Genomic DNA, 23,754 nt, shown 5'->3' with positions numbered 1-23,754 from the left:
CAGGGCCAGTTGAGTCGCACGGCCCAGGGGGCAGTGAGAGCGAGCCAAGCGGTCATCATGGCGAACCCGGGGGCCTGGGCAGGATGGTCCTGGCCGATCAAGCGGGTGACGTGGAGGCTGAACCGGAGGAGTCAGGCCTTGGCGGCATGACGTCCAGGCCCACTCCCGCCGGCTGTGTGGAGCTACCGTCAGACGTGAGCGACGTTTCACGTGAAACGCTCGATCACATCGAGGACACTGAGCCGCGAACCGGTCGGGCAACGGAGTTTCAGAGCGCTCATGAGAACCCAGAGGGGATGGCGACGGCTATGGACGTGCCTGATGGCGACGGCACCAGCCTTGGGAGTCACATGCCAGGGGAGTGGGCCCTTCCGGAGTCGGAGGTCAGGGACCGCAGTGAGGGCTCTGATCACCACCATGACTCCAGGAGGGTCCAGCACCTACGTTCGCTCCCAGGTTCGACTGGTTTGGCCGAGTTCTCACCAGGTGACACAGATGCAGGGCCAGATCGGACGTCACGAGTGCTCGACCCGGCTGTAGTAGCCCGCCTCAGAGGGGCTCCTCAAACGGTGGTCCCCGAAACAGGGGTCTCCCAGAACACAGCTGAGGGCACAGGCGCTGCCACGCCGCGGAGTGTTGTTGCAGGTAATCACCTGTCAGGCATGGAGGGGCCGAGCAACAAGGTGAGGATGACAGCCGCACTCGCAGAAGCTGCAAGGGTCACGACCGTGCGAGTCCTCCCTGGTGCGGCAGGCACTCCTGGTGTCGGTCAGAGCTCAGAGGCACCAGGTGATGTTGTGGAAAGTTCAGGCGAGTCCGGTCACAGGGACACGTCAACGGATTACAGTGTCAGCGTGACCGATCCGATCTTTGTGCAAGGGCTCCAGGGTCCGGGCGTTTCACGTGAAACGCCCGGTGCTGGCGCGCCCTCGAATCCAGAGTCCACGGACGGCGGGTACGACGGCGACGATGAGCGCCGAGAGGCTCTGATCGCGTCGGTTCCCGCCGTCGACGAATCCACCCCCCTTGCTGCACAGCTGGCGATGGACGCCCGGCGTCGCATCGAACTGCAAGGTCGCACATTCCCCCGACCCTCCAAGACCCGGGTCATCACCGTGGCCAACCAGAAGGGCGGGGTCGGCAAGACAACCACAACCGTCAACCTGGCCGCCGGACTTGCCATGTCTGGGCTCAACGTCCTGGTGATCGACAACGACCCACAGGGCAACGCATCCACAGCCCTTGGCATCGAACATCGTGCGGGTACTCCTTCGGTGTACGAGGTCCTTGTCGAAGACGAGCTGCTGGTGAACACCATGCAGGAGTGCCCCCACATCGAGAACCTCTGGGGCGTGCCTGCAACCATCGACCTCTCGGGCTCCGAGATCGAACTGGTGTCTCTCGTTTCACGTGAAACGCGACTGCGGAAGGCAATCGACAGGTTCATTGCTGATCGTGAGGCGGCAGGCGAGTCGCAGATGGACTACGTGCTCATCGACTGCCCTCCCAGCCTGGGCCTTCTGACCGTCAACGCCTTCGTTGGCGGCCGGGAAGTGTTCATCCCGATCCAGTGCGAGTACTACGCCCTGGAGGGACTGAGCCAGTTGTTGAAGACGATCGACCTGATCCGTTCGCATCTGAACCCTGATCTCAGAGTGTCATCGATCCTGCTGACGATGTATGACGGACGCACAAACCTTGCGCAGCAGGTGGCTGGAGAGGTGCGGTCACACTTTCCGGCAGAGACGTTCCGGACCACGATTCCACGTTCAGTCCGGATCTCCGAGGCGCCGAGCTATGGGCAGACGGTGATGACCTACGACGCGACATCGACCGGTGCACTCGCATACCTTGAGGCGGCGCGCGAACTTGCTGAGCGCGGCCAGGGGTCGTCAAGTCCTCGTCGGCCGGCGCAGATGCAAGAGGCGCGGTCCTGAACGCAACGGAGCACCACCGGTCCGCTCGGCATGGCTGCTGCACGGTGGAGACGAATGAGGAGAAGCGATGAGTGCGAAGAGGCGAGGCCTCGGCCGGGGGCTCGGCGCCCTGATTCCCACAGGGCCTGACGGGGACGAGGGGGCGTTCCCATCAGAGTCGGCGGTTGCCACACTGCCTGCAGACTCCGACCTTGGAGACCAACCCACGGCCCTGGCTGGCGCTGAGGCCCCGGTATCGGTCGCCTCCGGAAGCGGAACGCCGGTGGTAGCAGATGTGTCACAGGACCCAACTCCATCAACGTCGTCCGTACGCAGCGTTGCCGGTGAATCACGTGGTGCCCGTGGCCTGGGCCGCAACTCCACAGAGAACTGGGACTCGGCGATCGCAAGTGGACGCCTTTCGGTGTCAGGGGAGGGGACGTCCGGTGAGACAGCCATTGACTCCGCGTTCTTCAGATCCCAGGAGTCAGATGTTTCACGTGGAACCGAGGTAGACCTTCTTCCGGTTCCTGGCGCACGCTTCACCGAGCTCGACCCTGCCGCGATCCGGCCGAACACGTGGCAGCCACGTACCGTCTTTGACGACGGGGAACTCGATGAGCTGGTCGACTCGATCAAGGAGATCGGCGTCCTGCAGCCGATCGTCGTTCGCCCGGATCCCCAGGATCCCGGCAAGTACGAGCTCATCATGGGTGAGCGCCGCTGGCGGGCGACACAAGCCGCAGGCCTCGACACGATCCCGGCAATCGTCCGTGACACCGAGGACGGTGACATGCTCCGGGACGCGCTCCTGGAGAACCTGCATCGTGCGGCGCTGAATCCGCTGGAGGAGGCTGCGGCCTACCGACAGTTGCTTGACGACTTCGGCTGTACGCATGAAGAGCTCGCCACACGGATCGCTCGCAGCCGGCCGCAGATCTCCAACACGCTGCGACTGCTCCGGCTCCCGCCACTGGTCCAACGCCGGGTCGCGGCCGGAGTGCTCAGTGCGGGACATGCCCGCGCTCTGCTCGGGCTCACGGATGGTGCAGAGATCGAACGCCTTGCCCAGCGCATCGTCTCGGAGGGACTCTCGGTGCGTACCACCGAAGAACTCGTCACGATGTCTGATGGCAGCGACAAGGCCGGTAACGCGCGCAAGATTCCACGTGCGGGAGCCCGGACTGAGGCGATGGACGAGCTTGCGACACGACTGTCCGATCGCTTTGAGACACGCGTCAAGGTCGCACTCGGCAAGAACAAGGGCCGCATGACGATCGAGTTCTCTGACGTGAGCGACCTGAATCGGATCCTGGGAGTGCTGTCCCCGAACGATCCAGGTCTGCTCAGGAGTGGTGAAGACCCTGCATAGCCCGGCGTCGACCATGTGGACCTCCATGCGCCCAAGGAGATGACCCAGCTCAGTGGACGGGTGGACCACTGAGGGCAGAGAGAAGGCCCGGGCTCCGATCAGATTGATCGGAGCCCGGGCCTTCCCGGCGCATGAAGCCGTGGGACGGGTCAGACGGCGCCCTGTGAACTGCTGGATGCGAGCACGCTCTCGATCTCCTCCGTGAGTGCGCGCTTGGGACGAGCACCCACGATCGACTTCACGACCTCACCGCCCTGGTACACGTTCAGGGTCGGGATGGAGACCACGTTGTAGGCCATCGCAGTGGCCTGGTTCTCATCGGTGTCGAGCTTCGCGATCTTGATCTTGTCGCCGTACTCCTCCGACAGCTCCTCGAGGATCGGCGCGACCATGCGACACGGGCCGCACCAGGTGGCCCAGAAGTCCACGAGGACGGGGACGTCCGAGTCGAGGACCTCGCTCTTGAAGGTGTCGTCGGTGACCTTGACTGTGCTCATGGCCTGCTCCTCAGGTGATGTGGAACTTGTGGTTGGAGTGACGTTCAGACAGTTGATGGGGTGCTGTCGTTCAGGGTGTCGAGGTATGCCTGCGCATCGAGGGCTGCGGCACATCCGGAGCCGGCAGCCGTGATCGCCTGGCGGTACGTGTGGTCGACCGCGTCACCGCTGGCGAACACACCAGGCAGGTTCGTGCGTGTGGAGCGGCCCTCCACAAGGATGTAGCCGTTCTCGTCGAGGTCGACCTGTCCCTTCACGAGGTCCGTGCGGGGCTCGTGTCCGATGGCCACGAACAGGCCCGTCGCGTCGAGCACACGTTGTGCACCGCTCACGGTGTCCTCCAGGGTCACCGACTCGACCTTCTCCTCGCCCGAGATCTCGACGACCTTGCTGTTCCAGGCGAACTCGATCTTCGGATCGTTCTTCGCGCGATCAGCCATGATCTTCGAGGCTCGCAGTTCGTCACGCCGGTGCACCACGGTGACCTTGGACGCGAAGCGAGTCAGGAAAGTCGCCTCCTCCATCGCGGAGTCCCCACCACCGACGACGACGATGTGCTGGTCGCGGAAGAAGAATCCGTCACAGGTCGCACACCAGGAGACGCCCCGACCGGAGAGTCGCTTCTCGTCCGGCAGACCGAGCTCACGATAGGCCGAACCGGTCGCAAGGATGACGGCACGTGCGCGGTACACGTCGCCGAGCCCTGTCGTGAGAACCTTCACGTCCTCCGTCAGTTCTGCCTGCTCGACGTCGTCCCAGACCACCTGGGCGCCGAACCGTTCGGCCTGCGCGCGCATGTTGTCCATGAGGTCAGGGCCCATGACGGCTTCAGGGAAGCCGGGGAAGTTCTCGACGTCAGTGGTGTTCATGAGCGCCCCGCCCGCGGTCACGGAGCCGGCCAGCACGACGGGCGCAAGCCCGGCGCGCGCAGCATAGACGGCGGCGGTGTACCCGGCGGGGCCGGACCCGACGATTACTACATCGTGGATGGTCTGCTCTTCGGTCAACGTCTTCTCCTCGAGTCTCGCCCGCGTCAACACGGATGGCGCTCCCAGTGTTCCAGCCGACCGCGGGATCCGGGCTTTCAAGCGCGTGAAGCGCGGCACACCCGACTATATCGAAGTCTGTCAATACAGCGTCGAGTGCTCCTGGTGCGCCCGTCTTGAGCGACGCTCTCGCCGGAAGGCTCGCGGCATGCCGGAGGGCCGCCTTCGAGGTGGTCTCCGTTTGCGCTCTGTCGAGCACTCCTGGAAACCACCTCGAAGGCGGCCCTCCGGCGGTCGCCTGGCGGGTCAGCTCAAGGTGACCTCTTTCAGCTCGATCCGGTACTTGAGATCAGGAAGATCAGGAAGTGGCTCGGACTCGGGCAGAGCCGTGAACCAGATGACGAACGAGCTACCGACGACCGGCTCGTCCAGCGAGAACGTCGTGCTCGACGACACGGGCCCCTCGGCGAGCAGTTCTCCACCGGCCGGATCGTCGGGTGTCGTCGCGCGGATCTGGACGTTTCCGCCTTCGCTGTTCGTGGACAGCTCGATCGTGGAGACGGCCGCTGCCTCCTGCAGCGTGAGCGCGACACCGCTGCCGCTCTTGATTCCCCCGAAGTCGGGTGACGAGAACGTGCGGGTGTACCAGAACGTCGTGGGATCACCGTCCGACGCGCGGGCTGCGGTCTCCGGGTGGTCGGCGTCCTCGCCTTCGACCGGAGCGCCGTCGGCTGCCACGAGCGTGGAACCGGTGATGACCGGCCGGGCCTCGGTCGTCGGTGCCTGTGACTCCTCGCCGTTGGCGGAGCCGTCGCCTCCGTTCTGGCCGTCGCCATCGCCGTTGCCGGTATCGGTGTCGGTGTTCGCGGTCGAGCCCGCCCCGACGACCGGCGTGTTCTCCGAAGGCGCCAGGATGGCCATGACCGCCCAGATCAGTCCGGCGACGACGGCGACACCGACAACCCCGAGCACGATTGGCGTGGGATTGACCCCGCCGCGCTTCGGCGCCGGCTGCGTCTGGAATCCTTGGTTCTGGTTGTAGTACTGCTGCTCGTAACCCGGCTGGGCGTACGCCTGCGGCTGAGCCTGATACGACGACGGGTCGTAGCTCTGCGGCTGCGCGTACTGCTGCTCGTAGCCTTGCTGAGGTGCGTACTGGGGCGGCTGCTGGTAGCCGGACTGCTGAGCGGTCTGCTGGTGAGGCTGGTAGCCGGGCGGGGGCGGGGGCACCGGCGGCGGGTACCCCTGCGGAGCTCCCTCGGGCGGGACGGATGACATTGCTGGTGCCTCCTCGGCTCTGGCGATGCGGCCGGTCACCACCGGCCTCCGGACCGGCGGCGCCGGGGGCGCCTGCCGCTCGGTCGCTTCGGGTTCTTGCTGGACGAACGAGGGAAGGGATGCCAGGACCGACACCTCACCCCACGGCTCGAGGGCCGCGACGACATCGTCCGGAGTCCTGGGGGTGCCCGCCTCTGGGACAGGGGCGAACGCTCGGGCGACCAGGGCGTCGACCATCGCATCGACGTGCGGCACGAGCGATGACAGACGGACCACCGCACCGTCCTCGTCACGCCGTGCGGGGAGCGGGATCACGGTGTCCTTCGTGACCCACGGCACTTCGAGATCGATGCCGGGCCACCTCGCCGTCATCGCATAATAGAGCAGTGCAAGCGCTCCCTGCGCATCTCCCGTGGCCGGAGACTGATCGATCTCCCGGCCGGCCATGCCGCCGTCAAGGCCAAGACCCGTGACCACGACACGGTCCCGCTCGATGCGGATCGCCTCGGGCCGCAGGACCGTGTGGTGCACACCGCGGGCACTTGCGACGGCCAGCGCGGCCGAGACCTCACCGGCGATCGCGCGAGCCTGCTGTTCGTCGACGAGACCCTGTGAGACGACCTCGGTGAGCGTCTCGCCCGGGTACGGCTCCGTCACGACATAGGACCCGACGTCCGCCGTGCCGACGTCCAGGACCCGACAGATCCGCGGGTCCACCACCAGGGCCGCCCGCCGCGCGGAGTCCAGGGCATCGGCGGCCCGTGGCCCGTCCACCAGGGTGAGCCGGACCTGGCGGTCCAACACCTGGTCGAAGGCCTCCCAGGCGACGGCGGCTGCGAGGTCGGTCCGGAGCTTGGAGCCCAGGCGATAGCGTTCGACGACGACGTCGCCGGGTCCGGGCGTACCCACACTGCCTCCCTCGCTGATCAGACGGCCGTCGGTGGACGGCGGGATCTTTGCCCGCAATGCTACGCGGCGATACCGACAATCCGTGGATCCGGCAAGGTTCGTCCACAGCGTGTGCACGGACGGCTGTGGCTGGCCCCGGCATTCAGGAACGACACGACCGAAAGGCAGAGTGCGCCGATGCGGTCCCTTCGCGGGTCGCGCTCCGGTGGTTCGCCACGGCCTCCGTCGGCCCTGTCCTCACCGCCCGAGACGGCGGCGCAGCGGGACCATGAGCGTGTCCAGTTCACGTACGCGGAACAGCTTGAGCAGTGCGACGTAGACGATCAACATCGCCAGTCCGCAGGCCGCGGTGATCCACAGGCCGCTGAGGAAGGTGCCACCGACGCCGCGGTCGAACTGCAATGCGTCGAACCCACCGATCCACTGGTACAGAGCCCAGCCCGCCCAGGCAGCCAGGAGGCCCGCAAGCAGTGCCCAGGAGTGCAACAGCAGGACACGGCGGCCGTCCATTCGGCCGTCCAGCATCTTGCGCAGGCCGTGGGTGCGCAGGACACAGGTCACCCAGTTGGCGAGGGCGAACGACGCGCCCGCAGCGGTGACCCAGTTCTCGCGGGGCAGCCAGAGTTGGGCGGCGAGCAGACCGAGCACGAGTGCGACGGTCGCAGGAACAGTGATCCAGAAGACGCCGCGGCCGTCCTCGTATGCGAAGTAGACCCACTTCATGAGGACCATGGCCCCAAGAGGAATCAGACCAAGGGACAAGGCGAAGAGGACCGGTGCGATCGCTGCCGTGCCCGCTGCGCCGGCCGTCGGCACGATCGTCGCTGTGAGAGGTGCCGCGAGTACGGTGAACGCAGCCGTGGCGAAGACCGTGAAGACCCCGACCGTTCGCAGGCCGAGCGACAGATCCGAGCGGACCTTGTCGGTCTCGCCGCTGGCAGCGGCCTTGCTCAGGCCCGTGAACAACGCGGTTGCGATGGAGACGGTGACCAGGGAGTGGGGGAGCAGGTAGATCATCAGTGCCTGGGTGTAGGCAGCGTTGCCCGCGGCCGCGTTCGAGAGCTCGCCGGCGACCGCATTCTCCGCGCCTCCCTGGGAGGCGACGCGTGTCAGATACAGGACACCGAGTTGCTCCAGCACGACTGCGGCGAACGTCCACCCGACCACCGAGCCTGCCGACCGCAGCCCGATACCCCTGTATCCCAGGCGGAACCGCCAGGCGAACCCTGAGCGCATCAAGGGCACGAGGAGGACCAGTGCCTGAGATGCGATGCCGAGGGTGGCAGTGCCGGCGAGCAGGATGGTGCGGGGGGTATCCCACGAGCTGACCTCGTTGATGCCGCCTTCTGGTGCGCTCCCGTAGATCACCCAGAAGAGGCCGAAGCCGATGATGGAGATGATGTTGTTCGCCACCGGGGCCCACATGTAAGGGCCGAACTGCTCGCGAGCGTTGAGGACCTGCCCGAGCAAGGTGTACAACCCGTAGAAGAAGAGCTGGGGGATGCACCAGAAGGCGAAGATCGTACCCAGGGCCAGCTGTTCATCGGTCCAGCCGTCGGTGTACAGCCACACGATGATCGACGATGCCCCGGTGAGGATCGCGGTCAGAGCGAGGATCCCGACACCGGAGAGAGTGAGCAGCTTGTCGAGACGCTCCTGCGCGTTCTTGGCCTGGAACGCACGAACGATCTGCGGCACCAGGATCGCGTTCAGCATGCCGCCCGCGAGAATCGCGAAGAGGACGTTGGGCAGCTTGTTGGCGACGTCGAACGCATCCGCAACCAGGCCCGTGCTGCCGATGATCGCGACCATTACCATGTTCCGGACGAGCCCGCCCAGTCGAGACACGGCTGTCCCGGCAGCCATTACCAGCGAGCTGCGTCCCAGCCCGCGGTTGCCGGTGGCCTGTGAGGTCATGTGGGGTTACTCCCGTCCGCCCCGGGCTGCCCCAGGAATCAATCCGTCCGCTGCGCGGTGCCGGCCGTCGTCGGCCCGGCGGTATCCGTGAACCTGGCCGTGGCTTCGATCTCGCCGGTCGCCGCCCGGACGTCCTCTACCGTGGCTCGGTTCGGAGAACGCCCGCGCCGTACGGTACGCCAGATTCCTGCCAGAAACAGCAGTCCGACCAGCCCTGCGGCGATCCAGGTGCCGACCTCCTCCCACCCGGCACGAACGCGCACCTCGAACGAGGTCTCCGACCCGAGCCGGACCCCCGAGGGAGCCAGCAGTTCGGCGGTCACGGTGACATCGCCGGACCCGATCGCCTCGACAGGGATCGGCAGGTCCATCTCCTTGCCGGAGGGAACCGTCCCACTCACCGGGTGTGCCACGGTCAGCCGCGGGTTGTCGGGCCGCAGCAGGACGGTCACCGTGACGTCAGTGTCCAGACGGTTCTGGACGCGTATCGGCAGATCGCCGCGGTCCGAGATCAGATTGATTCCCTCGCGGGGAACGAGGGTCACGGCGCCGAGTACCTCTTCGGCGTAGTTGATGCCCTCGTCGACCGCCGCCTGCCGCTGCTCCGGGTCGGCGCGATACGTGATGGACAGTGGTGTGACCAGGTGCCACAGAGAATTGCGGCGGAGCTCCGCGGAGTCGTCCGCGATGGAGGAGAAGTCGATGACCCTTGTGCGGGTCTCATCGATGAGGGACACCTCGTGTACGTCGAGCTCCTGCTTCGCGGGCTTGTCGCTCTGCAGCGGCGTACGTTCGACCGAGGGCGCGTCGGAGGCGAGAAGGGAGCCCAGTGGGGCGACGTCGACCCAGTCGGCGTTGTCAAGGGCGGCCAGGATCGTGTCGACCGCGTCCGCATCGGGGTACCAGGAGCGGTCGAGCGCAACCAGAGCACGCGGCGGGTGCGATGCGGCCTGGGCGACGATCGTCGAGGTCTCGGCAACGAGCCGCTGCGCGGCAGCCGCCCCCGAGCGCTGTGGAGCTGCGGGTCCTGCCTCCGCCCCGCCTGCTCCGGAGTCGTCGGCCTCTGCGGACTCGGCCGCGCGGAGTGCCGGCGCGAGGTCCGTCCCGCTGGTGAAGAGCTCGCTGAGCACCTTGTCCGCCACCACGGTCCGTGCCGTCTCGTCGTCGAGGCTCACGTCCGCGCGGCTCTCGGCGCTGTTCGCCGCCAGCGGTGCGTGTGTTCCGTTCGCAAGCACCACGTATGGCCGCTTCGCGGAGGTGGCCGCGGCCACGGTGACTTGGTCGGCGACCCCGTCCGCAGGCCAGGCCAGCCCCTCGCCCCACGACTTCGGGACCTTCCATTCGCCGGCCACCGGCGTGTTGAGGATGCCACGCATGCGGCCCGACGAGACCCCTGCATGGGCGAGCGCCGCGATGTCCGTGTCCCAGGAGGGGAGCGCGAACGTGCTCGTCGCCTCGGTGGCCGCCAGGAACTGGGCACCCCACGCTCGCAACTCGTCGTCCTCGGCGGATCGTGCGAGACCGATGACGTTCGGATCCACGGCCAGCGAGATCTTTCCCGTCCTCGCGACCTGGAGCATCTGATCGAGTCGCCCCTCGTCGGCGGCCTCCTGGGCCAGTCGGAGCCGGGCTGCCTCCAGGTCCGCGGGATCCACGGTGCCCGAGGTCACGGGCGCCGCGATGGTCAGGCGCATCGGAGGTGACGCGGTCCGGGTCGTTCCGTTGTCGTACATCAGGTAGGTGCGCAGCACGCCGACCCTGCTTGAGGCATCACGGATCTCGATGGACATCTCGCGCGGTCCCCAGCCCTGCAACGTGTACGTGGCGGTGGGGAAGGTGAGCTCGATGGTCGTCGACCGCCCAGGGCCGAGCTTGCCCAGGTCCTGAGGGCTGGGGCCGCTTCCCGCGACGCGGTCGACGAGCGACAGCGATTCCCATGCCGACAGAGCGGAGCGCTGCGTGAGTGCGACCGCGTTGACGGCGATCCTGGCGGTCAGGCCCGTGAGCGCCCGGTCGGTGTCGTTGGTGATCTCCGCGGTGACCTTCACCTGGTCGCCTGGCCGTGCCACCGTGGGGGAGACGGTCCGCAGGACCACCGAGACGGGAGCGGCCGAGTCGCTCTCCTGGCCGACGACGGTGCTTGGGGAGCCGGCCGCGGAGATGTGCGCCTGGTCCGCGGACGCCTGGTTCGCGAACGCCACCGTCGCGGCGTCCGCGACCGAACCGTTCCCGGCCGGGCGCGCGGTGGCGGATGACGTGCTCATGGGCAGGTAGGTGCCCAGGAGTACGAGACACGCGGTGAGGATTCCTGCGGTGGTGCGGGCGCAACGCCGTCGGGCACCGTGATGCTGCGTCATGGGTGGTCTGGAGTCTCCAGGTGGGACATGCCGGATCGCAGGGCCGCGAGCAGTTCGGGGGACGAACCCAGGCGCTCGGCGGCGACGGCGGCCAGCCGCTGCTCGTTCGGGTAGGAAAGCTTGTCAGGAAGGTCGCGCATACCGACCCAGACGGCGTCCTCGGCCTCACCGTCAGGATCGTTCTCCACCGTGAGGGCGCCTCCGTCCGCACGCAGCAGGAAGTGGTGCACTACCTTGTGCACACGCCGGTCCTCGCCGGTGAACCAGTAGTCGATGACGCCGAGATCGACCTGGATCGAGCCAGAGATACCGGTCTCCTCCCGGATCTCGCGGATTGCCGCTTCCTCCGGGGTCTCCTCGCCTTCCAGGTGTCCCTTCGGGAGACACCACTCGATCCGTCCGCTGCGGTTGCGGCGCAGGAGTACGGCGGCATCGAATCCGTCGGGGTCTGAGGCACGTCCGTGGTTGGAGCGCAGGACGAGCCCGCCGGCGGACGTCTCGTCCACGACGGGGAGATGTGCTGTCGCGGCGGGCATGGCGACCACACGTGACGGATCCACCCGGAGAGGCGCCCCGCCAGGTGGCGTGGGCACGTCGGGGCGACCGATGTGTCGATCGCCAGCCGGCGCGGGGGTGGACATGCCCCAACACTACCGACTACGCGGACCGTTCCCGATCACACGCACCGCACGGAACGCGGTCTGCCGCGTTCCTGGACTACGTACACGCGCGGTCGTCTGGGAGAATCGATGCTCGTGTCAACCCCTTCTGGTGCCAAGCCCGAGCTGGAACTCCTGCGCCGCGCACTTGGCGTGCTGACCGAGATGGCTCCGGCCGCCGTCGACCTCGGTGAAGTGTTCCGGGCGGCCGGTCACGAGCTCTCGCTGGTCGGCGGGCCGGTGCGGGACGCGTTCCTGGGCCGCGCAAGCAACGACCTCGACTTCGCGACGTCCGCGACGCCTGATGAGACTCAGCGGCTCCTCGCGAAGTGGGGCGATGCCCACTGGGACATCGGCAAGGAGTTCGGCACCATCGGCGCGCGCAAGGGCGATGTCATCGTCGAGGTGACCACCTACCGCACGGACAAGTACGACCCGAACTCCCGCAAGCCATTGGTGGAGTTCGGTACGTCGCTCGACGGCGATCTGTCCCGACGCGACTTCACTGTCAATGCGATGGCGGTACGTCTGCCCGGCCTGACATTCGTGGATCCTTTTGACGGGCTCACCGATCTGGCGCGCAAGGTGCTGCGCACGCCCATTGCGCCTGAACGGTCGTTCGATGACGACCCGCTGCGAATGCTGAGGGCGGCAAGGTTCGCCGCCCAGCTCTCGTTTCACGTGGAACAAGGAACGCTGGCCGCGCTGGTGGCGATGGCCGGGCGGATCGAGATCGTCTCGGCCGAGAGGGTTCAGGCGGAGCTGAGCAAGCTCGTGATGTCACCGAACCCTCGCGCCGGGCTCGAGGTTCTCGTCGACACCGGCCTTGCCGACCATGTGCTGCCTGAGTTGCCGGCGTTGCAGCTGGAGATCGATGAGCACCATCGACACAAGGACGTGTACGAGCACTCCCTGATCGTGCTGGAGCAGGCGATCGCTCAGGAGACCGGACCGAACGGGGCGGTTCCGGCACCGGATCTCGTGCTGCGGCTCGCGGCGCTCCTGCACGACGTCGGCAAGCCCGCCACTCGCAGGTTCGAGCCGGGTGGGGGAGTGTCGTTCCATCACCACGAGGTGGTCGGCGCCAAGATGGTGTCGAAGCGGCTGCGTGCCCTGAAGTACGAGAAGCAGGTGGTCAAGGACGTTTCCCGGCTCGTGGAGCTGCATCTCCGGTTTCACGGCTACGGCGACGGGGAATGGACCGACTCGGCCGTACGGCGGTACGTGACCGACGCCGGCCCCTTGCTCGAGCGTCTGCACCGGCTGACGCGTGCCGACTGCACGACCCGCAATCGCCGCAAGGCCAAGCGACTCTCGGACGCGTACACGCACCTCGAGAAGCGGATCGACGTCCTCCGCGAGCAGGAGGAGATCGACGCCATCAGGCCCGACCTGGACGGGAACCGGATCATGGAGATCCTCGGTATCGCACCCGGTCGTGAGGTGGGGCAGGCATATCAGCATCTGCTCGGGCTGCGGATGGAGCACGGCCCGTTGGGTGAGGAGGCCGCGACCGAGGAACTCAAGAAGTGGTGGACGGCGCGGCAGAGCTGACCCGTGGGGCTCAGACGTGAGTGGGGTCGAAGAGAGCGCTGACGGACTCGCCCGAGTGGATGCGGCGCACCGCTTCGGCGAAGGCCGCGGCGACACTGATGACGGTCAGCTTGTGATGGACGATGAGCTCCGTGGACGGGACGGTGTCCGTCGTCACGATCTCGACGACGTCCGGGTCGGCGGCGATGCGGTACACGGCATCACCCGCGAAGATGCCGTGGGTGCAGGCGATCCGGACCGAGCGGGCGCCGTGCTCGCGGAGCAGGTCGAGGATGGCCGCGATCGTTGTGCCGCCCGCGATCTCGTCGTCGAGCACGATGATGTCCCGGCCGCCGACGTCACCGATCAGCGACGTGATCTCGACGCGATCGCCATGGAAACGCTCCTTTGCCGCTGCGGCCACAGGGACTCCGAGCATCTTCGCGAACGCACTGGCCGGCTTGGCGTTGCCGAGATCAGGAGAGACGACCGTCGTCTTGGACAGGTCGTTCGAGGCGAAGTGCGAGGCGAGTTCGCGCAACGCATTCAGCTGATCCGTCGGGACGCGGAAGAAGGCGTGCACCTGCGGCGCGTGCAGCGTCATGGTGAGAATGCGCCCGGCACCTGCCGTTTCCAGCAGATCAGCGACAAGGCGACCGCCGATCGAAATGCGTGGCGCGTCCTTCTTGTCGGATCGCGCGTAGGCGAAGTGCGGCATGACCGCGGTGATGCGTCGTGCTGAGGCTCCCTTGGCGGCGTCGATCATGAGGAGCAGCTCCATCAGGTTCTCCTGCGTGGGAGTGATGACGGGCTGGACCAGGAACACGTCGCGTTCGCGGCAGTTCTCCATGAGCTGCGCCTGGAGGCAGTCGTTGGCGAAGCGGCTGATCTCCGCTGGGCTCAAGGGAACGCCGAGGTCAGCGCACATTTTCTGAGCGAAGCGCTGACCTGCGGAGCCGGCGAAGACCCGAACCTCGGCCATGGTCGAAGTGTAGGCGTCACCGCAGTTCCCCGCGCGGGTTGGCGGGCCCAGACCCGCCGGCGGAACCGTCGGACCGGGACGACGACGCGGCGGCCGCCGAAGCTGCCGCCGCGCCATCACCCCGCATCCCGGACCGAGGCTCCGGGGACACCATCAGTGGGCCGCGCCGCCCTCGACCCGCTTGATTCGGCTGGCCAGGAGGATTGCCGTGGCGACGATGATCGCCCCGACGGTGAACGAGAGGCGGGCACCGCCCGTGAGTGCCTCCGCGTCGGAGGCACCGGCGTCGGTCATCGTCGTGGAACGGATCGTCATGAGCGCGACGAAGAGTGCGGTACCGGCGGCACCGGCCACCTGCTGCACGGTGTTGATCGTGGCGGAACCGTGGGAATACAGGTGTGGCTCGAGGTCACCCATCGCCGAGCTGAACAGCGGCGTGAAGGTGAAGCTCAGGCCCACCATCAGCACCAGCTGCGCCGTGACGACCAACCAGGGCGGCGTTCCGACGTTGATGGTCGCCAGAAGCGCTACCGCGAGCGTCACTCCGGCAAGTCCGGGGAGCATGAGCGGGCGCGGGCCGACCTTGTCGTAGAGCCGGCCGACCACCGGCCCGAGGAGACCCATCGCCAAACCGCCCGGCAGCACGACCAGTCCCGCGAGCGTGGGCGAGTAACCCATGGCGTCCTGCAGCACCAGTGGCAGGAGGATCATCGCGCCGAACATCGCGATCATCGCGATCGCCATGATGCCTACCGCGATCCGGAAGTTCCGTGAGCGGAACGTCCGCAGGTCGAGGAGAGCCGAGTCGGTGCGCTGGCGGGCGATCTGACGCCAGACGAACACACCGAGCATGACCACACCGACACTCAGCGGAACGTACGGGCTCACGAGAGATGCCTCGTCCCCGGATTCACCGAGCTGCGAGAGCCCCCAGACGACTCCGCCGAACGCGAGGAGCGAGAGCGGGACCGACAGCGGATCGATCGGCTGGAGCTCCTTCTCCGCCACGTCGCGGATCCACACGAGTCCGGCGACAAGAACGAGGAGGGCCACCGGCGCCACCACGGCGAACACGGCGCGCCATCCGGCGAGGTCGACCACGATGCCCGACATGGTCGGACCCGTCGCAGGTGCCAGCGCGATGACGAGCGTGATGTTCCCCATGATCTTCCCGCGGATCTGGGGTGGGACGATCGTCATGATCGTGGTCATGAGCAGCGGCATCATGATTCCGGTGCCCATCGCCTGAACGACGCGGGCGCCCACGAGGACACCGAAGGTCGGCGCGAGCGCGCCCAGCACCGTGCCCGCGGTGAACACCGCCATTGCCAGGATGTAGGCGTTGCGTGTGCCGAGCCGGTTGATGAGGTATCCGGTCGTCGGGATCACGACGGCCATGGTCAGCATGAACGCCGTCGTGAGCCACTGGCCGGTGGTCTCGGTGATGCCCAGGTCCGTCATGATTGTCGGCAGAGCAATCGTCATCGTGGTCTCGTTGAGGATCACGGTGAAGGCCGACACCATCAGCAGGGCGATGACCCGGAAATGGCCGGGTGCGAGCTTGATCGCCGCCTCCGCCTCCGGTGCTTCGGTCGTCATCGACCCCGTGGCTCCCTCACCGGGGGGTAGAGCGTGCGGACTGTCATCAATCGTATCGGTTCGTGCACTCATGTCGGGGTCCCTCTCCTGGGAAGTGTGGGGGCCGAGACCGCGAGCACCATCGCGCACGACCTACGCCAGTACGACGCACGTTCATGGTCAGGTATTCCGTGCCCCGAACGCGACCTCTTAATGGAGACGTCTGCCATGGGCAGAACTCATCGGTGGGTCACGAACAGGGTTGCGTGTGGCTTGGCGGGGTACCGAGGCTGCCCGCCGATGCTCGAGCCATCCGCACGGAATGCCTGCTCAGGGAGCTGCCTGGGCCGAATCGACCGCCGGCTCGTCACCCGGCCTCATCGGCTCCGGCACTCGCGCCGGCGCAGCCGTTCCCAGCATCACTCCCTGCTGCACCATGAACGGTTCGGGATCCACGGCCCTGGCGTTCAGCCGCACCTCGTAGTGCAGGTGGCAGCCCGACGACGTCCCGGCGCCCGCCGGGTCGACCCGGGAGTCTCCCCCCATCGACGCGATCTGCTGCCCTGCCTGGACGACGTCCCCGACGGACACCAGATTCGTTCCGGTCAGAAGGTGCCCGTAGGTGGTGTCGAGCCCGAGACCGTGCTCGATCCGGATCGTGTTGCCAGTTCCCCAGCCCGTCCCACCGGAGATCACGACACGTCCGGCTGCTGCGGCGTACACCGGGGTGCCACAGGTCGCAGCGATGTCCTGCCCCTCGTGGAAGCGGGAGGCACCCGCGATGCCCGTGTTCCGCGGCCCGAAACCGGAAGCCTTTGACCCTACGGCCGGGTTCGCCCATCCGCCGGCGCTGACTGCCGCCTGGCTGATGGCCCCCGTCATGCACGGAGCCGCAGGCGTGGCGCCTCGGATCGACGCGGAAAGGGCCTCCAGGTCCTGCTCGTCCGCTCCGCTGACCAGCCGCATCGCCTGAAGCGCCCGGTCCCACTGGCTCGCGTAGTGGTAGGGATCGGCGTTGTGCTGCGCCTTGTGCGCGGCGATGGTCGGCTCCATCGCCTGCCAGCCCTCCACGGCGAGCAGCCGGTCGTAGAAGCGGCCCGATGACGCCACGGGGTCCAGCCGCTCCTGGACCGTCCCGAACCACTTCTGCTCCTGGAACATGCCGATGGAAGAGGTCAGAGACCCATCCGGGTTCCGTACGCCGAACCGGTCGTCGCCATAGGTCAGGTTCCGCATCCCCGACTCGCCGAGTGCGGTCATCACCGCGATCGCCTGCGCCTTCGCCGGCACGCCGCGCTCTGCACCGACCTGTAGGATCACCGTCGCGTTCTGCAACTGCTCGGCCGTGAACCCCCCAGCGGCGACCTGCTCGACGTGGTCGCCGGCCGCCACGACGACCGAGCCTGATATCCCGCACCCGCCGCCGCCCATGGACTGCTGCCCGCCGATCATCCCTGCGACCAGCACCACCATGCCGACGAGGGCAGCCGGCAGTGCAAGGGTCACGGTTCCCAGGACCGCGAGCACGACCAGAGCCCGCTTCGTGTGGTCGTCCTTCCTGGGGTCCTTGCCCGACGTCGCCGCCCGGCGAACTGCCCGCCCCGTTGCCTTCGCGGCGAGCCGGCCGCCCTGCTTCGCCAGCTGTGATCCGTTCACGACGGTGGCCCGATCCGCTCGGCGAGCCAGGGTGAGCCCCCGTCGGCGCGGACGAGCACGACGGTGTAGTCACCGATGTCCGTCGGCACCGTGACCTCGGTGAGCAGCACCGCGGACTCGTCGACGACCAGCGCCGGCCCCGTGACCTCGCGTACGGGGACGTTGCGCGGATCGACGTCCTCGTACACGGCACGTGCCTGCGGGGTGAGCAGCGGGGACAACTCCGTCCACCAGGAATCGGCGGGCTGGTCGACATCGGAGAACGCCGTCACGGCCGCGGTGGCGGCTTCCCGGGCGGACGCCCGGACGCCGTCGTCCCAGGCCGCTTCGACCTGCGTCGTGGGTTCGCCGTCATGGTCGAACTCCGGCTCGTCGACCACGTCGAGTGCCGGGTCACCCGGGTCGACCGTGCCGTCGGAAGCCGTCTCGGATCGCGCTCCGGGGTCGTCGGCGTCGTCGTTCGTCACGGCACCGCCGTTGCCAGGTTCGACGGCGTTCCCGGAACCACTCGCGAACTCGTTGCCCTGGTCCGATGTGCCTTCCCGGGGCCAGCCGATCCAGGCCGCCACCACCAGCACGACAACGGTCAGTACGATGATCGTCGCTCTGCGCATCAGCGGCCCAGGTCTCTCAGGTCACGCGAGCTCGGGCGGGACACGACGCCCGGCGTGGAGCTCCGCTGACCCGAACGGCGCCCTCCTAGCCTCCGTTCCAGGTCGGCTCGGCGCTGGTAGTAGTTCGACATGGCGCGGGCACCGCTGCGGACCGCGCTGCTGACCTTTCTGGCCCGCTGCACGAAGCCGAGGGCGCGCGACCCTCCGACTGCTGCGGCGGACGTGCCACCGGTGGCGGCGGCCGCGCCCATCTGAAGACCAGTTCGGGTGACAGCCCGAGTAGCGTTCGCCATGCGGTCGCGCAACTTCTCGGACTCGGTGCGTGGCGGGGTCTGGTCGGTGTGCTTGTCGTGCAGGTTCGCGTCCGAACCGGGATCCTGCGCTCCGACGACCGCCGGGACGTGGTCCCGGTCCTGCTCGCGCAGGGTGTTCGCGGCGTCGGACCACTCCCCGGCGGACCGTCCGCCCGCCGCACCAGGCCCGCGAGCATCGGCGCCGTCCGCCGGCGCGTGATCATCGCCGGGTCGTTGAGCTCCCGCCGCGACCGCTCCGGCTCCCTTGTCGTTCAGGTCCATCTCGGCGGGGTTCGGGGAGCCGGGCGTCGTGTCGGAACCTGAATCCTCGGAGCCGCCGCCCGACCCGGCGCCGTCGTCGCCTGACGCGGGCGCCGGCCCCAGACCGATGCCGGCCCAGTCCTTCGCCTTGTTGTACCGCTCGGTCCACTTGGCCTGGCCTGCCCAGGGCATGGCCTGCGGTTCGCCCACCTGGGACGGCACACCAGCGGTGGCCAGCTTGTCGGCGAGGTTGCGCAGCCCGGCCCGTACGCTCGTCCCCATCAGGACGTAGAACACGGCGCCGGCGACGACCAGGGTGTTGAAGAGGTACAGGCGGACCAGGAAGGGCATGCCGTCCGTGGCGTCGTAGAAGCCGAGCAGCATCTTCATCCACGCGACGAGGAACATCGTTGCCATCGCCACGAGGATGCAGCCCAGTCCGATGCTTGCGAACGTACGGAAGAGCTGAGCACGGGTGCCGCTGGAGACCACGCCGACGGGAAGTTGCCAGAGGAGCTTGATCGCCGACCAGCCCAGCAGCACAACCGCGAAGAGCGTCCCGCCCACGATGACGACGCTCAGGAGCAGGAAGACGAACCCCGTGCTCAGCAGGCTGAGGGTGGAGACCACCTTCGGTGCGTCGATCTGCTGCGCCGCCTCGGCATACCTCTCGTCGCAGTCACCGATGCGTTCGACGGCGTCGTCCGTGCCCACGGCATCGGTGTAGGTGGAGGCGCAGCGGGTGCCGTCGATCATCGAGCCGTAGTTGATGATCTGGTGCGGAGTGCGGATGAGGGTGTCCACCAGCTGGCCCTTGAGCCCGTCGCGAATGGCCGCGGCGTCGCGCTGGAACGAAGCCCCCTCGGTGGCGAACCCGGTGGCGATGTCCATGCCCGCGTCACGCGACTGCATGATGACGCCGTTGTCGCCGCCGATCGTCCCCATCGGATTGGCGAGGAAGCCCGTGGCCAGCGCCGCGATGACGCAGCCGATGATCAGCTCCATGAAGCCGCCCGCGTACCGGCCCTTGAGCAGCCAGAACCCGACGACGAACGCCAGGATGATGAGGGTCAGGCTGAGCAGGCCGATCTGGGAGATCATCGACTGCACGATGAGGCTCAGGCCGGCCAAGGGAGACAGCACGTAGCCGAGCCAGTCCATACCGAGGACCCAGTCCAGCACCCAGATCTGAACCGCGACGATGTCGCGGTACCACGACCAGAACATGCCGGCGAGCGTGGAGAAGATCTCGGAGTCCACGTTCATCGGGTTCCAAGCCGATCCGGTGTCCCACTGCAGAACGAAGCGGTCGGTGGAGACGCCGCTCGTGTCCTCGAGGTGGAGGCTCGCAGTACCTGCCCCGTCGGATTCCTCCGCCGCACGCAGCACGGAGCCGACGACGGCCGTCTCGAGGATGCCGGATCTGTGGACGGCCGCGTTGACGAGGGTTGCGATCATGAGCGGATCACCGTTCCCGTGGAGCTGGTGGGCGTCGTCTTCACGGTCTCGGCGCGCGACACGACGAGCGGCGCCAAGACCTTGGCACGTCCGTACCGTGACTGGAAGTCCCGCACGAGACACTCACCCCGGCGCTCCTCGGGCACGCCCACCGCGCCATCCATGACGGGGGCTGTGCCTTCGGTGATCAGCTTGATGAGTTGAGGGTCGACCTGCGCGTCCGACTGCTGGCCGTGCAGCCAGCGCAGGCCGCGGCGGGCGAGGTTCTCGTCGCGGTGCCGCAGCAGCACCCGGAACGGGATGAGCCCGCGCACCACTTCGTTGCCGAAGTCCTCCTCGGCGTCATGGCTGCCGAGAAGCAGCGCGGCCTTGTGCTTGCGGCCGTCGCGGATGAACATGCCGATCTCCTCGGCCGCCTCCGGCGACGACATCGTCTTGTGCGCCTCGTCCGCGGCGAAGATGTCGAGGCGCGTGCGGTCCTTGAAGCATCGGTGCCGGGCGAGGGCGGCGATCAGCGCGAACACTGCGCGACCGAACACTTTTTCCGCCTTCAGCTCGGCGAACAGGTGGCTGTGCTCCATGTCCGACCTGGACGGGAGTTGCAGCCGATTCGTGTGCATCACGATCGCTGGGGCGTCGAGATCGATCGCGGGCAGGGTGTCGTCGAAGACGGCCCGGCCGAAGTCGAGTTCGGAGAAGATCCGCATCTCGTCCGCCAGGGTGTGGGCACCGGCGAGTTCGCACTCGGACTCCAGGTGCCGCGCCAGGGAGCCGAGCGAGGTGATCCCGTACCGTCCCATGTAGCTCGGCTGAAGCACCTTGGACAGCAGAACGTTCTGCTCGGACTTGGTCTGGACGCTGAGCAGCACCGTGAGGAACGAGCGGGTGACACGAGGCGCCGTGGCCGGCGGTAGGCAGCGCAAGGGGTCCATCGACAGAGTGGCGTCCTCGGCGATCTCGACCACCTGGGAGCCGGCCACCTCCGAGACCGCGGTGCCCCACTCACCCATGTCGGTGTGATCAACCGCGATCAGCGTGGCTCCGCGATCGATGTTGTCCAGGGCGACGGACTTCAGGGCGACGGACTTGCCACTCCCGAGCTCGCCGACGAAGCCCATCGCGAGCGCGACATCGAGCTTGTCGGACGCCCCACCCAGGTTGACGAAGACCGGGTTCGGACGCGAGGCTCCGTTGCTGATCTCCAGGGCGAACAGCGATCCCGAGGTGTCGCCCAGGTCCGTCGTCGCGAACGGGACCGCCGCCGCGAACGAGCGCGCCGTGGTGATCTGCGAATACTCGCGCACGGCCCGCGGCGTCGGGATGCCGGGCAGGGTCGCGTCGAACAGGGCAGGTTGGACGGTCGGGTCGTTGCGCAGTTTGAACTGCATGGACGCGAAGTACTTGGTGAGGTCGCGGGCGTCGTCGAGCACCTGCTCCGCGCTCGGGCCGGACACCGTGAACATCGTGGTGGCGTCGACCTCCACCTCGAGCTCGTCGGCGTCCATGACGGCCTGGTACTCGCCCAGCGCACGGGCCGTGCCGTCCAGGGACGACCCCGCACGCTCCTCCTCGGATCGTTGGTCGAACTGGTCGTTCAGGGTGCGGACGGCACGCCGGTTGCGGCCGGTCACCTCTTCGCGTGAACGGACGGTCATCCGGATCGCCCAGTCGCACGGGACGCTCGACTCGTCCACGCGCCCGATCCACTCGCAGCCGGGATAGACGATCCCGCCGGACGGCGTATCGCTCACGACGAGCGTCGACTGGTACGACGCACGGTCCGGATACTCCGGGTCGATCACCTTGACGTACGGGCGCTTGAGGATCTGCATCGGGGTGAGGCGCCTGGTGGCGTCCGTCTGCCCCGCGGGGTCGATGAGTGCTGCCGGCAACACGGCAGCCCCGGTCAGGTGCAGTTCGGCGTCCAGCGACCCGTGGACCGGGACATCCATGTCCAGGCCCAGGCCACGCTGCATCGCGTGGCCGAACAACCAGGCCATCTCCGCCACCGACGCTGGCCGGGGGTCGAACGCGGATGGCATCTCCTTGCGCAACATCTCCGCCTGAGCAGCGCGTTCGCCGATTGCGTGCTTGGAGGGAACCGCGCGCGGGAGCATCAGCTGATCCTTCAGCGCCGCCCAGCTCGCCTGCAGCGGTTCGAGTACGGCCTTGGCGCCCGGGTTCGGCAGCGGTGCCGCGATCCAGTGGACGCGCCGTCCGATCTCGATGTGCTCCAGGAAGTCGAGGGTCGCGTTGCACTCCGCGGCCCATGCCTCGTGCTCCGCCACGTCCACACCCTCGACCATCGCCTCCACGACGGAGACCGGGTCCGTTGCCGCGACCAGCCCCAGGTGCAGGGATTCACCGCGCAGTGCGCGGTACAGGGCGGTGTGGTGCCGCCGTGCGGCGTGCTTCTTGTCGTCGGGCTGGTAGGCATACGGGATGGGCGACACCCGCCAGACGGCCCATACGATCCCGGAGCGGGTCCACATGAGGCCGTCTGTCAGGGCGGAGATGTGGCTGAGCATCAGCCGTCCTTCCTGCGAAGCTTGCCGGCGAGGAGTTCGCCGACGCCGGTCAGCGACGCGGTCTCCCGATCGTCGTCGCGGATGAGGTCGGTCGGGGTGAGTGGGGGCAGCGGCATCTCGCCGGTGCCGGTGGCGACCTCGCGCTGGTCGACGTCGTCCACCGGTACCAGGTCGGGGCCGGTCCAGCCGCGCGTCCGCGCGAGCCGCGCGGCGCGATCGCCGTCGGGCAGCAGCACCATGACCCGATGATTGAGCCTGCGGGGTCGCGCGATCACCAGCCGGCCGCCGGAAAGCCTCCCTGGGCTCGTCGTGAGGTTCAGGGCATCCATCAGCCAGGTCGCCGGATTGCGTCCGGTACTGGGGATCTTGCCGGTGAGCCACACCGTCCCGATCACGATCCCCGCGGCCAGGACCACGTTCATGAACCCGCCGAGCTGGGCCCACAAGGGTGCTGTCTTCCACAGCACGAACCCCACCAGGGCCCCCGCGCCGATCTGCGTGATCGTGTACGGACCGCCCCAGATCCGACCCCCGCTCGGCATCTTCCCCACCAGCATGGGGATGCGCCGGGCGCGCGTATAGAACTTCGCGGTCTCCAGCTCCCGTTCGTCCACCACGACCCCCTAGTGCGTGATCGGCCTCAGACCGTTGTGGTACTGACGACGGCCGGCATGCTGAACTCGTCGTCCGTCAGTTCCTTGGTGACGTTGATGCCTCCGTTGACCAGCCAGAGGACGACGCCGCCGACGATCGCCGACATCAGGATCGCGGCGATCGACATCTTGGTCTTCACCGCCGTGATGACGACCATGAGGATGACGATCACAAAGGTCACGGACTCGATCGCGGCCTTGACCTCTTCGGACTTCACGGTGATCAGGTCGAGGAAGCCCTCGGCGCGGACTGTCTGGGCTGTCGCGGTCAATTCGGGGGCGGCGGTCACGATCTCGGTGAACATGG

17 protein-coding genes are annotated in these 23,754 nt (G+C 67.5%); 3 read left to right on the top strand and 14 right to left on the bottom strand.

The genetic code is table 11. The features are described 5' to 3' along the window. Window positions 1–854: 854 nt before the first annotated feature. A complete protein-coding gene (locus tag HGK34_RS13870) occupies window positions 855–1,937 on the top strand; it encodes a ParA family protein (RefSeq protein ID WP_307815959.1) in 1,083 nt (360 codons plus the stop codon). A 67-nt stretch (window positions 1,938–2,004) separates the two neighbouring features. Further along, window positions 2,005–3,288 carry a ParB/RepB/Spo0J family partition protein gene (locus HGK34_RS13865; protein ID WP_201848345.1) on the top strand — a complete coding sequence of 428 codons (1,284 nt, stop codon included), beginning with the start codon at window positions 2,005–2,007 and terminating at the stop codon, window positions 3,286–3,288. Between the two features lie 149 nt (window positions 3,289–3,437). On the opposite strand, the gene trxA is transcribed toward HGK34_RS13865, so the two are convergent. From trxA to HGK34_RS13835, 6 genes are all read right to left on the bottom strand, one after another. Then, window positions 3,438–3,785, bottom strand: a complete 348-nt coding sequence (gene trxA, locus HGK34_RS13860) for a thioredoxin (RefSeq protein ID WP_201848342.1) — start codon at window positions 3,783–3,785, stop codon at window positions 3,438–3,440. A 44-nt stretch (window positions 3,786–3,829) separates the two neighbouring features. Beyond that, window positions 3,830–4,792, bottom strand: a complete 963-nt coding sequence (gene trxB / locus HGK34_RS13855) for a thioredoxin-disulfide reductase (RefSeq protein ID WP_201848340.1) — start codon at window positions 4,790–4,792, stop codon at window positions 3,830–3,832. A gap of 285 nt (window positions 4,793–5,077) precedes the next feature. Beyond that, window positions 5,078–6,958, bottom strand: a complete 1,881-nt coding sequence (locus HGK34_RS13850; protein ID WP_201848338.1) for a protein kinase family protein — start codon at window positions 6,956–6,958, stop codon at window positions 5,078–5,080. Window positions 6,959–7,195: 237 nt separating this feature from the next. Beyond that, on the bottom strand, window positions 7,196–8,770 hold the full coding sequence (gene murJ / locus HGK34_RS13845) for a murein biosynthesis integral membrane protein MurJ (RefSeq protein ID WP_244666733.1): 1,575 nt from the start codon (window positions 8,768–8,770) through the stop codon (window positions 7,196–7,198). A 143-nt stretch (window positions 8,771–8,913) separates the two neighbouring features. Then, entirely contained in the window at window positions 8,914–11,232 is a 2,319-nt protein-coding gene (locus HGK34_RS13840) for a DUF6049 family protein (protein ID WP_280517916.1), read from the bottom strand. Continuing rightward, window positions 11,229–11,873, bottom strand: coding sequence for an NUDIX hydrolase (locus tag HGK34_RS13835; RefSeq protein WP_201848332.1), 645 nt, complete (start codon window positions 11,871–11,873; stop codon window positions 11,229–11,231). The genes HGK34_RS13840 and HGK34_RS13835 overlap by 4 nt, the downstream gene beginning before the upstream one ends. A 108-nt stretch (window positions 11,874–11,981) precedes the next feature. Between HGK34_RS13835 and HGK34_RS13830 the strand changes: the two genes are divergently transcribed. Then, complete coding sequence (locus HGK34_RS13830; RefSeq protein WP_201848330.1) at window positions 11,982–13,445, top strand: CCA tRNA nucleotidyltransferase; 1,464 nt, start codon at window positions 11,982–11,984, stop codon at window positions 13,443–13,445. A gap of 10 nt (window positions 13,446–13,455) precedes the next feature. Here HGK34_RS13830 and HGK34_RS13825 read toward each other — a convergent pair whose 3' ends face one another. The 8 genes from HGK34_RS13825 to HGK34_RS13790 form a co-directional block, all read right to left on the bottom strand. Next, the gene (locus HGK34_RS13825) at window positions 13,456–14,406 is read right to left on the bottom strand and encodes a ribose-phosphate diphosphokinase (RefSeq protein ID WP_201848328.1); all 951 of its coding nucleotides are present in this window, start codon (window positions 14,404–14,406) and stop codon (window positions 13,456–13,458) included. Between the two features lie 153 nt (window positions 14,407–14,559). Next, window positions 14,560–16,005, bottom strand: a complete 1,446-nt coding sequence (locus tag HGK34_RS13820; protein WP_201848326.1) for an MDR family MFS transporter — start codon at window positions 16,003–16,005, stop codon at window positions 14,560–14,562. A 309-nt stretch (window positions 16,006–16,314) separates the two neighbouring features. Beyond that, entirely contained in the window at window positions 16,315–17,640 is a 1,326-nt protein-coding gene (locus HGK34_RS23560; protein WP_201848324.1) for a M23 family metallopeptidase, read from the bottom strand. Beyond that, window positions 17,637–18,254: a hypothetical protein gene (locus HGK34_RS13810; RefSeq protein ID WP_201848322.1), complete on the bottom strand. Its 618-nt coding sequence runs from the start codon at window positions 18,252–18,254 to the stop codon at window positions 17,637–17,639. The genes HGK34_RS23560 and HGK34_RS13810 overlap by 4 nt, the downstream gene beginning before the upstream one ends. Then, window positions 18,254–20,266: a hypothetical protein gene (locus HGK34_RS13805; protein WP_201848320.1), complete on the bottom strand. Its 2,013-nt coding sequence runs from the start codon at window positions 20,264–20,266 to the stop codon at window positions 18,254–18,256. Before HGK34_RS13805 ends, HGK34_RS13810 begins: the two co-directional genes overlap by 1 nt. Continuing rightward, window positions 20,263–22,794, bottom strand: a complete 2,532-nt coding sequence (locus tag HGK34_RS13800; protein WP_201848318.1) for an ATP-binding protein — start codon at window positions 22,792–22,794, stop codon at window positions 20,263–20,265. Before HGK34_RS13800 ends, HGK34_RS13805 begins: the two co-directional genes overlap by 4 nt. Further along, window positions 22,794–23,408 carry a hypothetical protein gene (locus HGK34_RS13795; protein ID WP_201848317.1) on the bottom strand — a complete coding sequence of 205 codons (615 nt, stop codon included), beginning with the start codon at window positions 23,406–23,408 and terminating at the stop codon, window positions 22,794–22,796. Before HGK34_RS13795 ends, HGK34_RS13800 begins: the two co-directional genes overlap by 1 nt. 26 nt (window positions 23,409–23,434) lie before the next feature. Next, on the bottom strand, window positions 23,435–23,752 hold the full coding sequence (locus HGK34_RS13790; protein ID WP_201848314.1) for a hypothetical protein: 318 nt from the start codon (window positions 23,750–23,752) through the stop codon (window positions 23,435–23,437). Window positions 23,753–23,754 lie beyond the last annotated feature (2 nt).

It is taken from the genome of Myceligenerans indicum (assembly GCF_016742955.1).
In the GTDB taxonomy this organism is placed as follows: Bacteria; Actinomycetota; Actinomycetes; order Actinomycetales; family Cellulomonadaceae; genus Myceligenerans; species Myceligenerans indicum.
The sequence above is the reverse complement of the archived record's forward strand: the minus strand, read 5'-3'. Positions and strand labels throughout refer to the sequence as shown.